18 protein-coding genes, 1 tRNA gene and 1 riboswitch are annotated in these 21,723 nt (G+C 47.8%); of the genes, 15 read left to right on the top strand and 4 right to left on the bottom strand.

From position 1 onward, the window contains the following. Window positions 1-91 precede the first annotated feature (91 nt). Window positions 92-1,375 (top strand): MFS transporter, encoded by a 1,284-nt coding sequence (locus ACN083_RS01240; RefSeq protein WP_419101297.1) that lies wholly within the window; start codon window positions 92-94, stop codon window positions 1,373-1,375. A gap of 117 nt (window positions 1,376-1,492) precedes the next feature. Here ACN083_RS01240 and serC read toward each other — a convergent pair whose 3' ends face one another. Then, window positions 1,493-2,593, bottom strand: a complete 1,101-nt coding sequence (serC, locus tag ACN083_RS01235) for a phosphoserine transaminase (protein WP_419101296.1) — start codon at window positions 2,591-2,593, stop codon at window positions 1,493-1,495. A gap of 343 nt (window positions 2,594-2,936) precedes the next feature. Here serC and ACN083_RS01230 point away from each other — a divergent pair, with 343 nt between their 5' ends. The 10 genes from ACN083_RS01230 (at window position 2,937) to ACN083_RS01185 (ending at window position 14,052) form a co-directional block, all read left to right on the top strand. Beyond that, window positions 2,937-3,629: a metal-dependent transcriptional regulator gene (locus ACN083_RS01230; protein WP_419101011.1), complete on the top strand. Its 693-nt coding sequence runs from the start codon at window positions 2,937-2,939 to the stop codon at window positions 3,627-3,629. 571 nt (window positions 3,630-4,200) lie between these two features. Next, window positions 4,201-4,358, top strand: a riboswitch (cyclic di-AMP (ydaO/yuaA leader). Between the two features lie 3 nt (window positions 4,359-4,361). Further along, window positions 4,362-5,087, top strand: a complete 726-nt coding sequence (locus tag ACN083_RS01225; RefSeq protein ID WP_419101010.1) for a C40 family peptidase — start codon at window positions 4,362-4,364, stop codon at window positions 5,085-5,087. Between the two features lie 207 nt (window positions 5,088-5,294). After that, window positions 5,295-5,519 carry a hypothetical protein gene (locus tag ACN083_RS01220; RefSeq protein ID WP_419101009.1) on the top strand — a complete coding sequence of 75 codons (225 nt, stop codon included), beginning with the start codon at window positions 5,295-5,297 and terminating at the stop codon, window positions 5,517-5,519. 60 nt (window positions 5,520-5,579) lie between these two features. Next, window positions 5,580-5,652: transfer RNA gene (locus ACN083_RS01215), tRNA-Arg, on the top strand. 155 nt (window positions 5,653-5,807) lie between these two features. Continuing rightward, window positions 5,808-8,390 (top strand): DNA helicase PcrA, encoded by a 2,583-nt coding sequence (gene pcrA / locus ACN083_RS01210; RefSeq protein WP_419101008.1) that lies wholly within the window; start codon window positions 5,808-5,810, stop codon window positions 8,388-8,390. A gap of 113 nt (window positions 8,391-8,503) precedes the next feature. After that, a complete protein-coding gene (locus ACN083_RS01205) occupies window positions 8,504-9,121 on the top strand; it encodes a hypothetical protein (RefSeq protein WP_419101007.1) in 618 nt (205 codons plus the stop codon). 203 nt (window positions 9,122-9,324) lie between these two features. Further along, window positions 9,325-10,509 carry an ADP-forming succinate--CoA ligase subunit beta gene (sucC, locus tag ACN083_RS01200; protein ID WP_419101006.1) on the top strand — a complete coding sequence of 395 codons (1,185 nt, stop codon included), beginning with the start codon at window positions 9,325-9,327 and terminating at the stop codon, window positions 10,507-10,509. Between the two features lie 14 nt (window positions 10,510-10,523). Continuing rightward, the gene (gene sucD, locus ACN083_RS01195; RefSeq protein ID WP_419101005.1) at window positions 10,524-11,441 is read left to right on the top strand and encodes a succinate--CoA ligase subunit alpha; all 918 of its coding nucleotides are present in this window, start codon (window positions 10,524-10,526) and stop codon (window positions 11,439-11,441) included. Window positions 11,442-11,723: 282 nt separating this feature from the next. After that, complete coding sequence (locus ACN083_RS01190) at window positions 11,724-12,992, top strand: dicarboxylate/amino acid:cation symporter (RefSeq protein WP_419101004.1); 1,269 nt, start codon at window positions 11,724-11,726, stop codon at window positions 12,990-12,992. A 127-nt stretch (window positions 12,993-13,119) separates the two neighbouring features. Beyond that, complete coding sequence (locus ACN083_RS01185) at window positions 13,120-14,052, top strand: DUF389 domain-containing protein (protein ID WP_419101003.1); 933 nt, start codon at window positions 13,120-13,122, stop codon at window positions 14,050-14,052. Window positions 14,053-14,085: 33 nt separating this feature from the next. Here ACN083_RS01185 and ACN083_RS01180 read toward each other — a convergent pair whose 3' ends face one another. The 3 genes from ACN083_RS01180 to ACN083_RS01170 form a co-directional block, all read right to left on the bottom strand. Beyond that, window positions 14,086-15,189 (bottom strand): VIT1/CCC1 transporter family protein, encoded by a 1,104-nt coding sequence (locus ACN083_RS01180; RefSeq protein ID WP_419101002.1) that lies wholly within the window; start codon window positions 15,187-15,189, stop codon window positions 14,086-14,088. A 96-nt stretch (window positions 15,190-15,285) separates the two neighbouring features. Continuing rightward, on the bottom strand, window positions 15,286-15,789 hold the full coding sequence (locus ACN083_RS01175) for a Dps family protein (RefSeq protein WP_419101001.1): 504 nt from the start codon (window positions 15,787-15,789) through the stop codon (window positions 15,286-15,288). Between the two features lie 114 nt (window positions 15,790-15,903). Beyond that, a complete protein-coding gene (locus ACN083_RS01170) occupies window positions 15,904-16,569 on the bottom strand; it encodes an HAD family hydrolase (RefSeq protein ID WP_419101000.1) in 666 nt (221 codons plus the stop codon). 344 nt (window positions 16,570-16,913) lie between these two features. On the opposite strand from ACN083_RS01170, the gene ACN083_RS01165 reads away from it, so the two are divergent. The 4 genes from ACN083_RS01165 to ACN083_RS01150 all read left to right on the top strand — a co-directional run bounded on the left by ACN083_RS01165 (window position 16,914) and on the right by ACN083_RS01150 (window position 21,551). Further along, window positions 16,914-17,219, top strand: coding sequence for a hypothetical protein (locus ACN083_RS01165; protein WP_419100999.1), 306 nt, complete (start codon window positions 16,914-16,916; stop codon window positions 17,217-17,219). A 153-nt stretch (window positions 17,220-17,372) separates the two neighbouring features. Further along, window positions 17,373-19,961 (top strand): ATP-dependent chaperone ClpB, encoded by a 2,589-nt coding sequence (gene clpB, locus ACN083_RS01160; protein ID WP_419100998.1) that lies wholly within the window; start codon window positions 17,373-17,375, stop codon window positions 19,959-19,961. A 175-nt stretch (window positions 19,962-20,136) separates the two neighbouring features. Beyond that, on the top strand, window positions 20,137-21,072 hold the full coding sequence (locus ACN083_RS01155) for a Sir2 family NAD-dependent protein deacetylase (RefSeq protein ID WP_419101295.1): 936 nt from the start codon (window positions 20,137-20,139) through the stop codon (window positions 21,070-21,072). A gap of 269 nt (window positions 21,073-21,341) precedes the next feature. Further along, window positions 21,342-21,551 (top strand): DUF3073 domain-containing protein, encoded by a 210-nt coding sequence (locus tag ACN083_RS01150; protein ID WP_419100997.1) that lies wholly within the window; start codon window positions 21,342-21,344, stop codon window positions 21,549-21,551. Window positions 21,552-21,723: the final 172 nt, after the last annotated feature.

Below are 21,723 nucleotides of genomic sequence, written 5' to 3'. Positions count from 1 at the left end.
GACCTCCTCACCCCCTGCAACAACGCTCACAACTGAACGCAACGGGCCTGAACCGGTACACGGCAAATCTCCTACTTTTCGTTCCTTATGGATTTTTAACTACCGATTATGGTTTATTGGAGCATTCCTTTCCAACATTGGGACGTGGATGCAACATACTGCCCAAGACTGGCTGATTTTTAACGAACTCTCTCATAACGATTCCACTCGACTCGGAATCGTTATGTCTTTACAATTTGGCCCTCAACTCTTCTTAGCACCTTATGCCGGAGTCCTTGCAGATAGGCTAGACCGCCGAAAACTGCTCTATATGACACAAAGCGCAATGGGCGTTCTCTCTCTAATACTAGGATTCTTAGTGATGAGCGGGCACATCCAAATTTGGCATGTCTACGCATTAGCCCTCGTCGCTGGAATCATCGTCTCTCTCGAAGTTCCTGCCCGCCAAACCTTTGTCTCTGAGCTCGTTCACGATAACGACTTGCCTAACGCTGTAGCACTAAACTCCACATCCTTTAATTCTGCACGTCTTATCGGTCCAGCATGTGCAGGTATTCTTGTTGTTCTTTTGGGCACTGGGCCAGTCTTTTTCATCAACGCTGCAACATTCCTCATCATGCTTGCTGCAATCTCGTTGATCCGAACTCGAGAACTTCGCCCCACTCCTCGTGCGGATCGTTCAACCGGGCGTATCCGCGACGGCGTCGCATACGTCAGAAAACGCCCCGATATTTTGGCCGTGATGGTAGCTGTTTTTCTGGTGGGAACCTTCGGTATTAACTCCGCAATGAACATCGCGGCAATGGCAACAACAGAGTTTGATAAAGGTGCTGGAGAATTTGGCTTTCTTAACTCAACTATGGCTGTTGGTTCTGTCATTGGAACTCTTCTTGCTGCACGGCGAGAACGTCCTCGCCTGCGCTTCATTTTTGGGGCTTCAGCAGCCTTTGGGCTGTCTGCCTTATGCGCGGCTCTTTCCCCTAACCTGCTGTTCTTTTCCATAACACTCATACCCATGGGCCTTTGCGCCTTGACGATTATTACTTCAGCGAATGCCTATGTTCAGGTCACTACTGAACCGCAGATGCGCGGACGAGTCATGAGTTTATATATCGCAGTTTTCTTAGGCGGCACACCTATCGGTGCACCTCTTGTTGGGCTAGTCAACGACCACTGGGGTGCACGTTGGGGCCTTGGCATTGCTGCGTTATCAGGTGTTCTGGCCGGTTGTATCGGGCTGTTATGGTACTACCGTTCTGAAAAACTTAAACTCGTTTTTGACCGTTCTCGAAAAACGAAGTTTGTTTTCAAACGCGCGGTTGAAGAGCCCCTTGACCCCGTGACAACAGCCCTAGAAATCCAACAGCCACGATAATTATCGATGCTTTCCCCTTTAAATTCTTGGGGCGCTGTCTGAACATCAGACAGCGCCCCAAGAACACCTATATCAAGGTTCAAAATACCTATTTAAGAACTCCTACATTATGAACGGTTATGCACTCTTTTGAGCAACAATATAATCAATGCATTCTAAGAGCGCTGAAACATCCTCTGGTTCAATTGCCGCGAAGGTCGCAATACGTAGCTGGTTTCGCCCAAGTTTGCGGTATGGTTCGGTATCAACAATCCCATTGCTACGAAGAGCCTGAGCAACATATGAAGCATCAACTTGCTCTGAAAAATCGATAGTGCAAATCACTTGAGAGCGTTCTGCGGGGTTCTGCACAAAGGGTCTTGCAAAGGAAGAATCTTCTGCCCACTGGTAGACCCTCTGGGCAGAATCAGCGGTTCGTCCACTTGCAAAGGACAAGCCACCGTTGCCATTAATCCAGCGAATCTGCTCAGCTAACATCACCAAAGTTGTTAACGCAGGGGTGTTATAGGTCTGGTTTTTTCGAGAGTTCTCAATTGCGGTCACAAGATTCAACGAGTCAGGTATCCAACGTCCAGATTGGGCGATAGCATATGCACGCTCAATAGCTGCAGGGGAGAAAAAAGCTACCCATAAACCACCATCGGAGGCAAAGTTTTTTTGTGGAGAGAAGTAATAAACATCTGTTTGCGACAAGTCAACATCGATACCACCAGCAGCACTTGTTGCATCAATAACGACTAAGGCATCTGTATCAATACCTTCAGGGCGAAGAACAGGGGCTACGACTCCAGTAGACGTTTCGTTATGAGGCCATGCGTAAACATCAACGCCTTGTTCCGCTTGAGCAGATGGACAACTACCAGCAGGCACCTCAATGATGGAGGATTCTTCTAGAAAAGGAGCTTTTTGTGTTGCCTGAGCAAATTTAGAGCCAAATTCTCCAAAGCTTAGATGCTGAGCCTTATTCTTCACTAACCCAAAAGTTGCTGCATCCCAAAAAGCCGTTGCTCCACCGTTGCCGAGTACAACCTCGTAGCCTTCTGGAGCATTGAACATGTGAGATAATCCTTGCTGAATTTCTTCAACAAGATGTTTAACTGGTGCTTGCCGGTGTGATGTTCCTAGAAGAGGAAGATCAGCTGCACGGGTGAGAGCAGAAATCTGTTCGCGACGTACTTTCGACGGGCCTGCCCCGAAACGTCCGTCTTGAGGAAGCATGTTAACTGGGATAGAAGGAAACTGTGTCACTGATTCTCCAAATCATGGTGAACTCACCGTATAAGTGCTAATACCGGTTTTAACGTCCGGTTATGTTCTATTGTGCCTTGCTTGAAGAAAAGAGAGTGTTTCATTCTCTGAAAAGGAATAATATTTCCTGAGGTATTGAGTGTTACTTTCTATGGCAGATTTACTTTCTGTTGAATTTCGTAAAATCTTATAGATTTGTCATATTTATCAAGGGTTATATCCCCTGTTCGCCCTACAATGGTAAGTGCATATATACTCAAGTTAAAGGGTTATTTGCTCACTGGTTTGGCGCCAGAGAAGGGAGTTAGGACGTATGACTGACCTAATCGATACAACCGAGATGTATCTACGGACTATTCTGGAATTAGAAGAAGAGGGCATCGTCCCTATGCGTGCTCGTATTGCAGAGCGTCTAGAACATTCTGGCCCAACCGTTTCTCAGACAGTTGCCCGTATTGAGAAGCATGGTCTTGTCGAGGTTTCTTCCGACCGTTCTTTGAAGTTAACGGAGCAAGGCCGTAAAAAAGCTGTAGAGGTGATGCGTAAGCATCGTCTTGCGGAGCGTTTGTTAGCCGATATTATCGGCTTAGATATTGCGTATATCCATGAGGAAGCTTGCCGTTGGGAGCACGTCATGAGTGAGCGTGTTGAACGTCGCTTAGTTGAGCTCTTAAACAATCCAAAGTTCTCTCCGTATGGAAATGCTATTCCCGGCCTTGAAGAGCTGGGGGCAAAGAGTGAAAATAACGATGAGCGTACTGTCTCTATGAGTATTGCTGCTAAGGATTCTCGTGTAGAGGATCGTTTTACTATTTCTCGTTTTCCAGAGTTTATTCAAACTGACATTGAATTGATGAGTCGTCTAGGGGATGCAGGCATTATTTATGGTGCTACTGTTTCTATTGCATCTGCGCCACAAGGGGCTGTTATTGTCCGTGCTGATGGTGAGGAACAGGAAGTGACACTTTCTGCGGATGTTGCTGAAGCGATTATCGTCAAGCGTTAGATAGTCTTCTCACAAGAGGGGTTGACTGTTTTTCCTGATAGGTAGATATCAGGCCTTGGTCGCAAGACTAATAGAGAGATTCTTAGTTTATTGAGGTGGCGTACCTGTATTTAGGGGTACGTCACCTCATTTTTTTGGTGGGTTGTTGTGATCTTGCTGTTGGTTGATGGGCTGTTGAGTCTCTATTTTATAGGCGATGGTATTGCATTGAGAGTGACCTGTTGAGCTGAAAAGTCACGAAAAGGACACGGGTGTGAGACATACCTCGTATATTTTTTTTAATCATTTCGTAACCTTCTTTATGTTGGTTTTCGTGTGTTTTGAGCATTAAAGATTCCTGTATTTTTGCAAGAAATAAGGGTTCTAAAGGTTATCGGTAAAAAATACAACATGGTCAATAGTGGTTTTAATGCGTTTCTGAGGGGTCACTGTGTGAGACAAAAACACGTTTTCGTAACCAAAACGTGACATTTGAGTTGAAGGTGTAGTAGTGTTTTCAACGTGCCAATCACTGGTCGGAGAGGCACCCTCAGAACAGATCGCCTAGTTCTGCCACTGTTCACACTGAGGTAACGAAAACATCATGACATGCTTGGCAGAAGCGGGGGACCCATCCTTTTGGGTTCTTAGATGAAGAGCCCTAGGGGTGAAGTTACTGGAATACCAGTAACCGAGTGAACCTTCTACTCGAACCCGACAGCTTACCTCGTGAGGCAATGGAGGAAAATAAACATGGCTAACACTGCACGCCACATGGCACCAAAGAAATCTAACATCGCACGCAACGCAGGTATCGCTGTTGTTGCTGGTGCCGCTCTTGCAGGCTCTATTGCACCTGCTAACGCATTCGGTGTAGCAAACACCGTTGCTCCTGTTGACTACTCAGCAACCCTTACTACTTACACCACTCCTGAAGTTTCTTACGAGAACATCACCACTTGGGGCGCTACCGTTGAAAGCACCCCTGCACCAGCTGTAGAAGCTGCACCTGCACCAGCTGTAGAAGCTGCACCTGCACCAGCTCCTGTTGCGGCACCTGCACCAGCACCAGCACCAGCTCCTGCGCCTCGTCTCGCTGTTCAGTCTTCTACCACTAACGTTGCAGGCGTACGCGCTCAGGTTCTTGCTTCTGCATACGATGGAATCGGTGGCGCATACATCTGGGGTGGGCGCTCCTACAAAGCTTGGGACTGCTCCGGCTTCGTATCTAACGTTTACGCACGCGCAGGCATCAACTTGACTCCTTACACCTACGCAATGGTTGGTCAGCTTGTTCCTACCGCTTACCCACAGCCAGGTGACATCGTCTTCACTAACGGATTCGCACACGTCGGTATCTACGTCGGTAACGGTCAGATGATTTCCGCTCTCAACCCATCTCAGGGTACTCAGCTTACCGCTGTTGACGGTGGCGGACTCATGCCTGTATCCGGTTACTACACCTACGCAGGTCTCTAAAAACTTACAACCCATGCTAGTGAGGGGAACATCCATAATGTTCCCCTCACTAGATGGATAATATGAGTTCACCTCTGGTCATCTACTGGGTGAACGATTCATAACTTTTCCTGATCTAGGAAATCTCACCGAATATTTTATTCGGGTGATGCGACCCTCGTACGACCAGCAGGGGTCGCATTTCTATATCCACGCTAAGATAGGACTATGTCTACTCAGTTTGAAAGCCCCAGCAACGGTTCTGACCAAGAATTTACCTACATGGCAGTCGGTATGATCTCCGGAGGAGTACCCGGCGTCCTCATCGGTCTACTCATGGCGCTGAGCCTCGGTAACGCCGCAATGTGGGTTTCTATTACAGGTGGTATTGGTATTATCATCGGATTGGTCGTTGCTCAGATGATTTTTCGTAAGAAGAAAAAGAACCTGTAGTTCACCTAAGAATTTATTGGTATAGTGTGTCCCTTAGCAGGAATAATTAAATAAAGTTTGGCCCTCGTAGCTCAGGGGATAGAGCACCGCTCTCCTAAAGCGGGTGTCGATGGTTCGAATCCATTCGAGGGCACAAAGAAACTTCTCTACGGATGAAGTATTGACACACCATGTGCGTGAATGAGCTCAGCTCAAGGTGATTTATTGAACCTTTAACGGATATTCGCAACATCATAAGAATCCACCTATTTTCATCGAACACGTGTACGAGATAGACTTGTTCACACGATGGAATACTTATTTGATGATGAGAGCCTAACTCCTGGCACGAAGAAACACACCAAAAAACATGCTGCCCCAGCTCCACACCTAGAGGAGCCTGCCATCTTTACATACGAAGAACCCATCTTCGAAGAACCACTATGGGAACCGACTGAAGAACCTACTCCTAACATTGAAGTACCTCAAGATATTGCAGAGTTAGATTTCCTGCCACCGTCCTACCAAAGTGGTGGATACGGGGTCGAGGCCTCCCACCGTGCCCCAGCCTCAGAACATCACCAAGCCGGTGACCTACTAGAAGGGCTGAACGATCAACAGCATCAAGCCGTTATCCATCAAGGGAAACCGCTGCTGATCGTTGCCGGTGCTGGCTCAGGAAAAACTCGTGTCTTGACTCATCGCATTGCCTACTTGCTGGCAACGGGCCGAGCCTATGAAAGCGAAATTCTTGCGATCACCTTCACCAACAAAGCCGCCGCCGAAATGCGTGAGAGAATTATCGAACTCGTCGGAGAATCTGCACGCCGTATGTGGATTTCTACATTCCACAGCTTCTGTGTGCGAGTCTTACGTAAAGAAGCATCCCACCTAGATATGAAGACGACGTTCTCTATCTATGATTCTGCAGACTCTCTAAGACTCATCACCACTTTAGCTAAAAACTATGCAATAGATACTCAAAAAATAGCGCCTAAAGCGATTGCCTCACGGATTAGTCAGCTAAAAAATGAGCTCATCACAGCATACGATTTTCAAGCCACCATGAATCCAGCAAATCCCTTTGACCGTGCAGTTTCACAAGTCTATAACGGGTACACACAGCGACTCCAAGCAGCTCACGCCCTAGACTTCGACGACCTCATCGCAAAGACCGTGCATCTTCTACGAAAAGTTCCAGAGGTCGCTCAATACTATCGAACACGTTTCAAACATATTTTGGTGGACGAGTACCAAGACACAAACCACGCACAATACGCCCTCGTGAGAGAACTCGTCGGCAAAAACGAAGCAGAACTCACGGTCGTCGGTGACTCTGATCAGTCTATCTACGCGTTTCGTGGAGCCGATATTCGCAATATTATCGATTTCGAACAAGACTATCCCTCCGCTCGAACCATCATGCTTGAACAGAACTACCGTTCAACACAGAATATTCTCTCGGCAGCTAACGCGGTCATCGAAAAAAACAAAGACCGACGCCCCAAAAAACTTTGGACAGCCTCTGGAGAAGGCGAAAAAATTGTTGGATATGTTGCCGAAAATGAGCATGGTGAAGGGCGATATATTGCAGCTGAGATTGATCGTCTTTACGCATCACACGGGATACGCCCCGGAGATATCGCAATTTTCTACCGAACCAATGCGCAATCTCGTATCTTAGAAGAAGCCCTGATGAGGGAAGGCCTGCCCTATCGAGTCGTCGGCGGTACACGCTTCTACGAACGCAAAGAAATTAAAGACGTTCTAAGCTACCTAAGAATTATGGTCAACGCTGATGACGATGTGAATACTCGCCGTATTCTCAACGTGCCTAAACGTGGTATCGGCGCAAAGAGTGAAGGGCTTGTGGCTGACTACGCACTCCGTCAAAATTGCTCCTTCATGCAAGCTCTCACCCAATGCTCAGAAATATCAGGACTCGGTGTAGCTGCACAGAAAAAAATTGCCTCTTTTGTACAACTCATCCAAGACCTCTCAACGCTTGTTCAATCCTCCTCTCCAGCAAACTGCTTAGAAGCTGTACTAGAACAAAGCGGATACTTACAATCACTACGAGAATCCCAAGACATCCAAGACGAGTCTCGTATAGAGAACCTTTCCGCGTTAGTTGAAGCAGTCCAAGACTTTGAACATGACCACCCCGAAGCGTCTTTGGCTGACTTCCTCGAACACGTTGCACTCGTAGCAGACGCCGACCAGATACCGGCTGCCCCAGAAAACACAGACGAACAGACGGTAAGCGCTCAGAAAATTGCTGAAGAAGTGGCACAAGCACGAGCGCAAGGGGTTATTACGTTGATGACCTTGCATACGGCTAAAGGCCTAGAATTCCCAGTGGTGTTCCTGACTGGAATGGAATACGGAATCTTTCCACACCAGCGAGCAATGACCGATGAAGGAGAAATGAGCGAAGAACGCCGACTTGCCTATGTTGGTCTGACAAGAGCTCGCAAAAAACTCTATATTACGCGGGCTCAGAGCCGTTCACTCTGGGGCCAAAGCCAGATGAACCCTCCCTCTCCATTTATTGAAGAGATTCCTGAAGAACTTATTGAATGGGCTCGAAAAGGCTTCACCACTGTATCTACTACTTCTTCGCACGGCCGTACTGAAGCTCTTGGAACAGGACTCCACAAAAGCTCGGGTGCGGGGCTTCGTGAAGCAGCTCGTCGCGTCAACGTCTCTCGTGTTCAACCAAATAAAGAGATTCCTCAACTAACAGTTGGAGAAGAGGTTTTGCACCAAAGCTTTGGACCAGGAAAAGTTATAGCGCTAGAAGGAAGCGGAGATAAAACCGTTGCAAAAGTGCGTTTTGGTTCAGAAGAAAAACGCCTCCTCTTGCGCTATGCACCGTTAAAGAAACTTTAGGTAATTATTAGCTGTGTGCATAATCTTCGGTGCGATTGTTGGTTTGACGATACGCCGTGAAGAATACCGATAAAATAGGGGTGAGTTTTCACCGTCATTGTGGAGGATTACTGATGCCTGAACGAGATACTGTGCCTTCTGTTGCTTCTGAATTCACCGAAGCAATGAATGCTGTAAGTGATACGAGCGTGCAGGTTCGAGAAATTTCGTCGTTGACATTGGTACGTATTCAAGTTGCACCAGACTCTGTCGCTGCGGCACGCATGTCTCAGGTGCTTGGCATTGACTTTCCTCGTCATCGCGGTGAAGTTACGGGGGATTCTCAAGCACGAGAGATTCTGTATGGTACGCGTCAAATTGTGGCGGCTCTGTGGGTTCATGAGGATACCTTCCTCATCGCTACTCACGTAGACCCCATAAAATTGGGGCGTGCTCTAGATCGTGCCCTCGGCTCAGAACCGGGGCTTGTTCTTGATGTCTCTGCAAATAGGACTGTTATCGAGCTATCTGGTGAAGAAGCTCCTGAAGTGCTTGCCCGCTGTGTCACTTTTGAAGATGACGCTACACCAGAACTATTTGATATTGGTATGGGGTGGCGTTGTAACGTGGGCGAAGCTGAACTCATGTTGTGGCGTATCGACCGTTTTGAATATCTGATGGTTCCACGTTCTTCTACAACAGCACCATTCTTAGTGACGTTACTTGACACTATTGAAAAAGTTAAGAATTGATTATCTACTAGTCAAAGCCAAGGTTTTAAGAAGAAAATAGGGGTTCTTGTCGCATAGACCTGCATCTATTCCTCCTTTGAGCTAAAGTGTCTTGAAGAAGATATTGTGCTCTACCTCTCTTTAGTGGGGTAGAAACAATATCCAAGAAGAAAGAACGCTGGCATGCATCACTGCCAGCACTACTTCAACGAAGAAGGAATCTAGTGGATCTGTTTGAATACCAGGCACGCGACATGTTTGAAAAGCACGGAGTGCCCGTGCTTGAAGGCATCGTCGCGACAACACCTGAAGAAGCAAAAGCAGCAGCCGAAAAAATTGGCGGAGTAACCGTCGTCAAAGCACAGGTAAAAGTTGGCGGGCGCGGCAAAGCCGGTGGCGTCAAAGTCGCAAAAACCCCAGAAGAAGCATACACCCACGCCCAAAACATCCTCGGGATGGATATTAAAGGTCACCGCGTTGAACGCGTCATGATTGCGCAAGGGGCACAAATCGCAGAAGAATACTATTTCTCTCTTCTCCTTGACCGAGCTAATAGAACATACCTCGCGATGTGCTCCGTTGAAGGCGGTATGGAAATTGAGCAGCTAGCAAAAGAACGCCCCGAGGCGCTTGCTAAAGTTGAGGTCAACCCCACAACTGGTCTCGACCTAGACACCGCACACAACATTGTTAAAACTGCTGGATTCTCCCAAGAGCTACAAACCCCTGTCGCAGAAGTGTTGACTCAACTTGGCGCTGTCTTTGAAAAAGAAGATGCAACTCTCGTTGAAGTAAACCCGCTGGTAAGAACCGAGGACGGAAAAATTCTAGCTCTCGACGGAAAAGTTTCTCTCGACGATAACGCAGAGTTCCGCCAACCAGAACACCAAGGGTTAGCCGACAAAACCGCAGAAAATCCCCTTGAAGCAGAAGCTAAAAAACACGACCTCAACTACGTTAAACTCGACGGCGAAGTCGGCGTTATTGGTAATGGTGCTGGTCTTGTGATGTCGACTTTGGACGTAGTGGCATATGCTGGCGAACAATACGGAAATGTCAAACCTGCAAACTTCTTAGACATCGGTGGCGGTGCATCAGCTGAAGTAATGGCAGCCGGACTAGATATCATTCTCGGTGATGAACAAGTTTCATCCGTCTTCGTCAACGTCTTTGGCGGTATCACCTCCTGTGACGCTGTGGCTGAGGGCATTGTACGTGCTTTGGAGATTCTTGGCGATTCTGCGACTAAGCCTTTAGTAGTACGCCTTGATGGAAATAACGTTGAAGCAGGACGACGTATCCTCGCAGAAGCTAATCACCCTCTTGTGCATCAAGAAGAAACAATGGACTCCGGCGCAGCTCGTGCCGCAGAACTTGCCTACGCATCATCTCAAACACAGAATTCTTAGAAGGTACATAAGACATGTCTATCTTTTTGAACAAAGACTCAAAAGTCATCGTTCAGGGTATCACCGGCGCTGAAGGGTCGAAACATACCGCTCGTATGCTTGCTGCTGGTACTCATATTGTCGGTGGCGTTAACGCCCGCAAAGCAGGAAGCACCGTTTCGCATCAGAATGCACAGGGCGAAAATATTGAACTAACAGTATTCGGCACTGTTGCTGAAGCTATGGAAAAAACGGGCGCAGACGTATCCGTAATTTTTGTTCCTCCAGCTTTTTCTAAAGACGCAGTCATTGAAGCTATTGACGCAAAAATGCCGTTAGTCGTGGTCATTACTGAAGGTATTCCGGTGCAGGATGCCGCAGAATTCTGGGCACATGCGAAGAACTCTGTTGATGAAAACGGCAAGATGGTGACTCGAATTATTGGGCCAAACTGCCCCGGTATTATCACCCCTGAAGAATCTTTGGTGGGTATTACTCCCGCGAATATCACCGGAAAAGGAAAAATCGGTCTTGTATCAAAGTCCGGTACTTTGACATACCAGATGATGTTTGAGCTACGTGATATCGGGTTCACAACCTGTATCGGTATTGGCGGTGACCCTATCATCGGTACAACACATATCGATGCGTTAGAAGCCTTTGAAGCTGACCCTGAGACTGAAGCAATCGTGATGATTGGTGAAATTGGTGGTGACGCTGAAGAACGCGCTGCAGAGTTCATCAAAGAACACGTCACAAAACCTGTCGTAGGTTATGTTGCAGGTTTCACCGCTCCAGAAGGTAAAACAATGGGCCATGCTGGGGCTATTGTCTCTGGTTCTTCTGGAACGGCGCAAGCTAAGAAAGAAGCTCTTGAGGCCGCGGGCGTCAAAGTGGGTAAAACCCCGTCTGAGGCTGCTCAGCTGATGCGTGAGATTTTTGCTCAGTCATAAAAATGGTAAGAGTCTTAGGGGAAGTAGAAATATCCCTATAGAATTTCACTTCCCGTCTTGAACCAAAACCCCTAGCGTATATTCATCGATAAGGTGTGTGTGCTCTAGGGGTTTTGTGATGTGGAGGGATCGTGGGGAGGGATGAAGATGACGGAGATTTTACGCGGTGTACCCCATAATCTTCGTTAGTTGAACCACAGAACTGGTGAATATGCAGTGTGTTGTCTGGAAGCTGTACGAACTAGTGGGAAGATTTTGGAGACAATACTCGTCTTAAACTGAATGAAGCTTATGTCTCTGCTCAAAAAATATGGAATCTTACCTTGGGTTATTCTTGCAATAGTCTTTGGTCTGATTTTTGGCCAATTACTTCCTGAAGAAATCTCTCGGATTTTTTATACGTATAACGATATTTTTTCTCAATTCTTATCGTTCTCTATTCCTCTGATTATTATTGGACTTGTTGTTCCTGCTATCGGTGATTTGGGTCGAGGCGCAGGAAAATGGCTAGGTTTAACCGCTGCCTTGGCATACTCTTCTACTTTGTTTGCCGGTTTCTTGACGGTTGTTGTTGCTTTGCTGGCGTACCCCAAACTTATCGACACCTCCACCTTTAACAACGTTACTGCTACTGAAGAAACGCTATCTGCGGCCTCTGGTTACTTCACTATTCAGATGGCCCCACCGTTTGGCGTCATGACGGCTCTCATCCTTGCGTTTGTTATTGGTATCGGGCTTTCTATTGTTCCTCGTGGAGTGTTGCGCCGTGGTTTTCTAGAATTTAGAGAAATTATTAACGCTCTGATTATGCGCGTTATTATTCCACTTTTGCCATTACACATTTTTGGTATTTTCTTGAATTTGAGTGCTTCTGGGGAAGCTGCTCAAGTCATCTCAACCTTGGCCGTTGTTGTTGTGCTGGTACTTCTTCTTGAAGTTGTTATTTTAGGTACCCAATATGGTATTGCCGGAGCTATTTCTGGTAAAAACCCCTTAACCGCTGTGTGGACGATGAAAGACGCGTATTTGACAGCGCTAGGTACGTCTTCTTCTGCGGCGACGATTCCGGTTACGCTTCGTCAGACGCTTAAAAACGGTGTTCGTCATCCTATTGCAAACTTTGTTATTCCGTTGTGCGCCACAATTCACCTCGCTGGTTCTACTTCAAAGATTACAGCTTTTGCTATTGCTATTGCTTTCACTCAGCATATTGATGTGACTACGGGCCAGTGGATTGGTTTTGTGTGCATGCTCGGTATTGTGATGGTTGCAGCACCGGGTGTGCCCGGTGGTGCTATTATGGCAGCTGTTGGCATTTTGCAGTCTATGCTTGGTTTCAACGATCAACAGGTTGCTTTGATGATTGCAACGTATATTGCTCTTGATTCTTTTGGAACAGCAACTAACGTGACTGGTGATGGCGCTATTGCGCTGATTATGAACCGTATTCTTGGTTCAAAGCTTGATGAGCGTGAATCCCGCGTTGCTCCTAACCAAGAGTATGTTCCGTTTGATCCAGACGCATATATTGAGGAAGTCAAACACGACTAGCTCTTTTGTGAACATTATTGTGCGATAGCGTGAAACGCCCTTGTGCTTACCATATATTTTATATAGTAGGCACAGGGGCGTTGCGCTATCCGCAGAGAGATACCTTCACGAAAAGTAGGTGGAATATATGGGAATCATGCAATTACGTGTTGATGTTTCTCCCCGTATGAGTACAGAAGTCTTTCGGCGGCTTCATGCGATTGCTGAGGTATCTCAGTTGAGGGTTCGTTCTGGAGCGGTTCAAGATGATGCTCAAGGTGTGATTGAATGGTGTATTTCAGAAGAGGCTTTGGAGAACTGTTTAGAATTGCTTTCTGAATATTCGGATGTGCGTATTCAAGAGATTCGCCCTGTTGGCGTTCAGGATTCTTCGATGCTGAGTCGGCGTGAACGTAATACTTTAATGTGGGCTAATCAGTTAGCACAAGCCCAGAATTCAAGTTTTTTTAGCCTCACCTATGGGGTATTTATTGTTGTTGCTGTGATTCTTGCTGCGATTGCTGTTTTGACAGATTCCGCTATTTTGGTGGTGGGTGCGATGGTTGTTGGCCCTGACTTTGCTCCGGTAGCTGCTTTGTGTACAGGGGTCGCTTTTAAGGAACGTTCTTTAATCGTGCGGAGTTTGTGCACTTTATGGGGTGGATATTTACTAGCAACTGTAGTGGTTACGTTGTTAGCGTGTATTGCTCTTTATCTGGGGCTTTTTACACCATTGGATGTGTTAGGGGCACGGCCTCAGACCGGTTTTATTTGGCGTCCTAATATTTGGTCTTTTTTAGTTGCGGTTCTTGCTGGCGCAGTGGGTGTTTGGGCTTTAGATACCCATCAATCTAGTGCGCTTATTGGTGTCTTTATTTCGGTGACGACGATTCCAGCGGTGGGGAATCTTGCCCTAGGAATTGCTATTGGTTCTTCCGAAGAGGTGGTGGGCTCTGCTGCTCAACTGGTAATTAACGTTTTGGGAATGTGCGTTGCTGGAATTGTGATGCTTTTGATTCAGCGAGCATTATGGAGAGCTAATGTGCAGTCGCTCAAAGACTCTGGAGCGCTTAGCTCATAAGGTGGGTATCCGTTTTTTGGTGGGGGGGGGTGATTAGGCGACTCCGGTGCCAAATAGTAGGCCTAATATGTAGGTGATGGTTGCAGCAGATAGTCCGATGGCGATTTGTCGTAGTCCTCTTTTGAGGGGGGAAGCGCCTGAGAGTAGTCCGACAATTCCTCCCGTAATACCTAAGGCTGTGGATACGAGAAGTAACGATAGGAAGACTGCGAATGTTCCGGATGCTCCGAAGACGTAGGGGAGTATGGGGATGAGCGCGCCAGAGGCGAAGAATGAGAAGGACGCTGCTGCCGCTCCAATATCTGTACCGAGGGCTGTGGTGTGCGATTCTGTTGATGGGGTATTGCTGTTTTCTTGGTAGGACAATGATGGGTCACAGTCGCAAGAGAATTGTCCGAAGCGTTCTTGTGCTCGGTGCGTTGCGGCTTCTTCGCTCATTCCTCGTGCTTTATAGATGAGTTTGAGTTCATTTTGGTTGATATCGAGTTGGTCTGCGACGCTGAGGGTGATTTGGGTGGGGTTTGAGGCATCGAGTAATTCTCGTTGAGATCTGACGGAGACGAATTCTCCTGCTGCCATGGATAGGGCTCCGGCTAGTAGTCCTGCAATGCCGGAGAGGAGAATAAATTCTGAGCTGGCTCCACTGGCTCCAATTCCCATGATGAGGGCGACGTTAGAGACGAGTCCGTCGTTAGCTCCAAAGACAGCTGCACGAAAATTACCTGATAGTTTTTCACGTCCGGCGGTAGATAATGCTCGGACTATTTCTTCATGTACAGCTTCATCTGCTGCCATGGCTTCGGTTGCGTGGGGGTCGTGGGCGTAGGGGGAGCGTTGTTCTGCACGTTGAGCTAGTGCGAGGACGAAGACGGTTCCGCAGTGTTTTGCTAAGAACTCGAGAATATACGCACTAATAGAGGGGTGTGGTGTGGGTTCTGCATGTGCTCCTAGGAGCTGTCTCCAATGGTTTTGGTGACGTTGTTCTGCGGCGGCGACTTCGTGGAGGATTTCAGCTTCGGCGCCTTGTGATCGTTGTGCTAAAGACGCGTAAATTTTTGCTTCAGATATTTCTTCAGCGAGGTATCGTCTCCAGCGTTTGATCTCTTGGGGTGTTGGTTCGTGCTGTTCTTGCTCCATGGTTTTTACCTTATAACGAGAGACCGGCTGTACACCATAAGTTTTTATGGTGTACAGCCGGTTGTTAGGTTTCTCTCTAGAGAGGTGCTTTAGACCTTAGACGAGGTTGCCTTCGCCGTCTTCGAGGTGTGCTCGTACGAACCACTGGAATTTTTCGAGTTCTGCGGTCTGAGAGATGAGCAAATCTTCGGTGACGGGGTCGATGTCTGCGACCTTTGCGATGGCTACGCGGTGGTCTTCAATGATGCGGGTGTATACCTCGTTGAGTGCGCGGAGGTGATCAAGCGCCTTAGCGCGGCCGAGGGGGTATTCTTCCCAGGTGCGCTGTTCGGTGAGGTCTCCGGCTAGTCCGTTAGGTGCTACTCCGAGAGTTGCCATGCGTTCTGCAATGTCATCTGCGTAGGTGCGTACGAGGGATACCTGTGGGTCAATCATTTCGTGAACGCCGATGAAAGATGGTCCGACAACGTTCCAGTGAGCGTGCTTGAGTACGAGTTGGAGGTCGTTCATTGCGTGGAGGCGCATCTGGAGGAGTTCTCCGACCTGATGTCCTGAGTTCTCGGTGATTCCTGGTACGGTAAATGATGCAGTGTTTGCCATTGTTGTTGCCTTCCTGTGTATTTGTGATGTTCTGTGAAGTGTTGGGTAAATGTGGGATTTCCAACGCTTCGTTATTACGAATATATCAAGAATAGAAGGCCCTTGCAAGCTTTATTATGAATTACTCAAAATAAGGATGCCCTTAAGAGATAGGTTAGCATGGCTAACCTTAGTCGTCCCTTTGGTTTCAATAACATCTATATCACCTGGGACAATAACAACTTTCATGCCTGCAGATAGTGCACTTTGAACGCCTGAAGGAGAGTCTTCCACCGCCACGCAACGCTGAGGATTAACGCCGAGTTGCTTTGCGGCCTGCAGATAAGGCTCAGGATGTGGCTTTGGGTTGGTAACTTGTTGATCACCAATAATTACTGAAAAAGTTTCGGGGGATAAGCTGGCAGTATGCTCTGCTACTTTAGTGATGGCATTGGTGACAATGCCGACGGGAATGTTCGCCTTGCGAAGTTCTTGAAGAACCTCTGGTATTCCAGGAATTAAAGAAATGGCATGAGTCTCTAAAATTGTTTCAGCCTGCTTCTGAAGCTCTGCTTTCATTTCTTGAAGCTCTAGAGGTACGCCGTTTTCTTGTAATCGAATCAAAGAAGCGTCAATAGATTTTCCTAAGCAATCGGCGGTATCTTGTGCCGTCCAAAAAGCGTGATGTTCTTGTGCTATTGCTTGCTTGGCTTGTTCCCAGATGGGTTCAGTGTCTACAAGTGTCCCATCGTGGTCAAAGAAAACAGCTTCGGGTGGTGTTAGATATTGTGTATCGCTCATACGTTTACTCTATCGGAGGTTATCTTGAAGTGTGTTGCATGGTGAGTTGTTCTTCTTGGGGCTGTGTGTTTTAACATGGAATGGTGACTTCAACACCCTCTAGTGAGAATACTTTGATAAGACATCAGGGCATTTTTGGGCACCTAATATATAGGCTTTCTGTGCCTGGTGCTTTCTTGAGTGCTTTGTGGGTTAGCTTTGGGAGAATCCTTTTTGACGCACAAGGCGAACTGACGTGGATTTTTGCTATAAGTATCACCCCTAGTCTTTTGGTTATTCTGCTGTGCGGGTGTTATTGGGGTTATCGTGACGCTTGTAGGTATTCAAATGGGCGTTCCTTGCCTGTGTCTTTAGCTTATATGCATTGCCTTACGTGGTTTTGGGCTTTTACTTTTGGGGTGTTGTGTCCTGATCGGCGTGATGGGAAAACAATCTCTGCGCTCTCTCAAATATTTGGCGAACACTACGTTGGGTTGGCTGCTGGTTTTGGTAACACTGCTGGAATCCTGACTTTTGTGAGTGCCTTCGCAGTCTTTTTTCTTGCGCTGAATTATTGCCGGCATTCTGCGAAACTGAGTGCGGGTATTACCGAAGAAGATGAAGAGCGGATAGCTCGCGAGTCTAGCGACTATGAGTTTCTTGAATCATAGTCTTTTGTATCTGTAAATATTTTTAAAACGTTTTTTCTGGGAAGTATTGCATAAACTAAGTTGAGCGTTGTAGACTCAAGTTAGTTGAACCGGGTATCGTTAATGGAGTGCTCGGACATCATAAAACAGCACACGACACAGAAAGGACACTATATGAACATGCAATTAACAAGCGCATCAGAAGAACTGCTCAACCAAGCAAATAGCTACGCTCAAACTCTCAAAAACCCATCAATAGAGCCAGAACATCTACTAAAAGCGATGCTAGATACTCGCCAGAGCCTCGCCGCAGCAACACTTAAAGTTGCAGGGGTAAACCTCGACGAACTATCTGAAAAAGTCTCCGCACAGATTAAAACTCTTCCCGCAACTTCTGGAGCAACAGTTGCAAAACCCCAAATAAGCCAAGACGTTCTCCACGCACTAGAAAATGCCCAAACGCAAGCGCAAAAACTTGGAGATAGCTATATCTCTACAGAAATCATCTTGCTAGGAATCGCTCAGGGACAAAACGCCGCAGCCACACTCCTAAAAAATAACGGAGCTACAGCACAAACCATTGAAGGAATCATCCCCAACATACGAGGAGGTAAAAAAGTGGATACTCCAAACCCCGAAGGAACTTTTCAAGCCCTGGAAAAGTACGGAACAGACCTCACAGCCATAGCACGAAGCGGAAAACTCGACCCCGTCATCGGACGCGACAGCGAAATACGACGAGTCGTACAAGTACTCTCACGACGCACTAAAAATAACCCCGTACTCATTGGCGAACCTGGCGTCGGAAAAACCGCAGTCGTTGAAGGACTTGCACAACGCATGGTCTCAGGAGACGTCCCCGAATCTTTACGCGGAAAGACACTGATCTCCCTCGACCTAGGATCCATGGTCGCAGGAGCAAAATATCGTGGAGAATTTGAAGAACGACTCAAAGCAGTTCTTGACGAAATCAAAAACTCCCAAGGCCAAATCATCACTTTCATCGACGAAATACATACTGTCGTCGGCGCCGGAGCATCTGAAGGGTCCATGGACGCCGGAAACATGCTCAAACCTATGCTTGCTCGCGGAGAACTTCGACTCATCGGTGCAACCACCCTAGACGAGTACCGCCAGAACATCGAAAAAGACGCTGCCTTAGAACGCCGATTCCAGCAAGTATACGTAGGCGAACCCAGCGTCGAAGACACCATCGGTATCTTGCGTGGACTCAAAGAACGCTACGAAGCACACCACAAAGTAGCCATCGCAGACTCCGCACTCGTTGCCGCCGCAAACCTCTCGCAACGCTATATCCCATCACGCCAATTACCAGATAAGGCCATCGACCTCATCGACGAAGCCGCATCACGGTTACGTATGGAAATTGACTCAGCTCCAGAAGAGATTGACGCTTTACGCAGAGCCGTAGACCGTATGACCATGGAAGAACTTGCCCTCGCCAAAGAAAAAGACGAGGCCTCCAAAGAACGCCTCGAAGCGCTACGGGCTGATATGGCAGATAAGCAAGAAGAACTCCGCGAACTCAATATGCGCTGGGAAGCAGAGAAAGCCGGTCTGAACCGCGTCGGAGACATCAAAAATAGCATCGACGAGCTACGCTCCCGTGCCGAAGTCGCCCAACGTGAAGGAAACTTGGCCGAAGCATCACGCCTTCTTTACGGGGAAATTCCTGCCCTCGAAAAAGAACTAACTGATGCTCAACAAGCAGAAGACCGAGTCCGCGAAGAATCTATGATTTCAGAAGAAGTCACAGCAGAAGACATCGCCGAAGTCATCAGCGCATGGACAGGTATCCCCGCAGGGAAAATGCTCCAAGGCGAAAGCGAAAAACTACTCAACATGGAAAGCGAACTCGGCAAGCGCCTCATCGGACAACACCAAGCTGTTCAAGCTGTTGCTGACGCGGTACGCCGTTCACGTGCTGGTATTAGCGACCCTGACCGCCCCATCGGTTCATTCCTTTTCTTAGGCCCAACCGGTGTAGGTAAAACAGAGCTCGCCAAATCACTTGCACAATTCCAATTTGACGACGAACGCGCGCTGATTCGCATCGACATGTCTGAATACGCTGAAAAGCATGCCGTATCACGACTAGTCGGAGCTCCTCCCGGATACGTCGGATACGAAGAAGGCGGACAACTCACCGAAGCAGTACGCCGTCGCCCGTACTCTGTTGTACTCCTCGACGAGGTAGAGAAAGCCCATCCAGAAGTGTTCGACATCCTCCTTCAAGTTCTTGACGATGGACGTCTAACAGACGGACAAGGCCGCACTGTGGACTTCCGAAACGTTATCCTCATCTTGACCTCAAACTTGGGATCTCAATTCTTAATTGACTCAACGCAAAGTCAAGAAGACCGAAGCAAAGCTGTCATGAACGTCGTCAACGCTTCTTTCAAACCTGAGTTCCTCAACCGGTTGGATAACATCATCATGTTCGACCCACTGAGTGAAGAAGACCTCGGAAAAATTGTGCTACTACAAATACAATCAATGGCACACCGCCTAGAAGATAAGCGTATCAGCCTCGACGTGAGCGAAAACGCCATCCAGTGGTTAGGCACCAACGGATACGACCCCGCCTACGGAGCCCGACCACTTCGCCGCCTCGTTCAAACAGAGCTCGGAAACCGCTTAGCTCAGGGCATACTTGCCGGCGATATCCACGAAGGAGACACCGTCCATGTGGATGTTACCGACCAAGAGCCAAAGACTCTGCACCTAGAATCCATCCGATAAAAACCTCTCAGGTGCCCCTTTCGATGATGTTGCCACCCCGCACGGGGTGGCAACACGTCGTTAAAACCCCACAACAAGAAGAACGAGAACACTCTCACGGCAACGAATACTACCCTGTACCAGAGCCATCCTCGATAATAAGAGAGTGAACTTTGAATCCTCCTCCCGCTCTTCGATGTACAGTTCCAACATTGAGCTCACCAACCACCCCGAAATTGCTCGCGCACATCAATCAGCACTACGCTCCATCGCACGTATCGTTGAAAACGAAATTCCCGCCCACGACACCCAATATGCCCGTGAAGGAATTGAGCATCTATTATACGAAGGACAAGTCCTCGTTCTCACCGGAGCCGGTGTTTCCACAGCCTCAGGAATCCCCGACTACCGCGGAGAAAGCGGTTCTTTGAAAAACCACCGCCCGATGACATACCAAGAATTCCGCTACGACGACGAAGCACGCCAACGATACTGGGCCCGCTCCTACGTAGGCTGGCGCAGAATGAGAAGAGCCGAACCTAACGCAGCACACTACCTACTCACCAAACTTGAAGAGCGCTCGCAACTGGCAGGTATTATCACTCAAAACGTTGATGGATTACACCGGCGTGCAGGATCACGGAACGTTCTCACCCTTCACGGCGACTTAGAGTACGTCGTATGCCTTATCTGCCAAAACCGTGAACACCGTGCCGAACTAGACCTCAGAATTGAAGAGAAAAACCCCGGATACCTAGAACGGTTAGAGGACCAAAATCTTCAAGTAAACCCCGATGGAGATGTGTCGCTTAGCGATGCGTTAATTTCTGACTTTCAGATGGTTGGTTGCACGAACTGCCAACAGACTTTCCTCAAACCTGATGTTGTATATTTTGGCGAGAACGTGCCTGCCCAGCGAAAAACACGAGCCTGGCAGATGTACCGTGATTGCCGTTCTGTACTTGTTGTGGGCAGTTCCCTAGCGGTGATGAGCGGATATAAATTTGCTCTTGAAGCCCATAAAGACCAGAAGCCTTTAGGAATTATTAATGGTGGGCCAACACGCGCAGATCGCAAAGCAACGTATATGTGGCGTAGTGACGTGGCGGCTGCTCTCGCTCAACTAATGTAGTCGTGCAGACGCTTCATGAGGCTGAGAAGAATCGTAACGATATGTAATCTGAAAAACATTTTTTGAGATTCTATGGAGGGAAATACGGCCCTTTCACGGTTTTAAGAGTAAATATCGTCACTAATTTCCTCTCAAAGGGATACGAATTAAGCACAGCTAATAAAAAACATGTACCCTTAAGCAGGAAAGACTGTAAGAGGATTCCGGGGCTACCTGTGTGCTTACACACTTGGCCCACCGGACACGATGGATAAAGAGGGGGTCACGCCATGGGGCGCGGCCGTCAAAAGGCTAAAGCAACACGGCAGGCTCGGGAGATGAAATACTACAGCCCCGAGACCGATTACTCTGCGCTCGAACGCGAGCTCAGTGGTGCCAAAAATAACTCATCCAGAAAGTCATCCGGTCATCAATATGATGAGGACGACTACTCAGAATACCTCGACAAGTATTCTGACGATTATGTTGATGAAGACTAATCTTCTCGATTAGTCATTTTGAGACAATAAAAAAGTAGTGTGCCCCGAGGGGTACACTACTTTTTTATACGCAAACGCACCTACAACATCTTGGTGAACGGTACTACTCAGCTACACAATAAAGCTCTTCTCCTCTGATGAAACGAGAAGAAGAGCTTTACTCTTCACCTTG

The sequence above is a fragment of the Rothia sp. CCM 9418 genome (assembly GCF_048512825.1).
GTDB lineage: Bacteria > Actinomycetota > Actinomycetes > Actinomycetales > Micrococcaceae > Rothia.
Note: the sequence above shows the minus strand (reverse complement) of the source record. Positions and strands in the feature narration are given on the sequence as shown.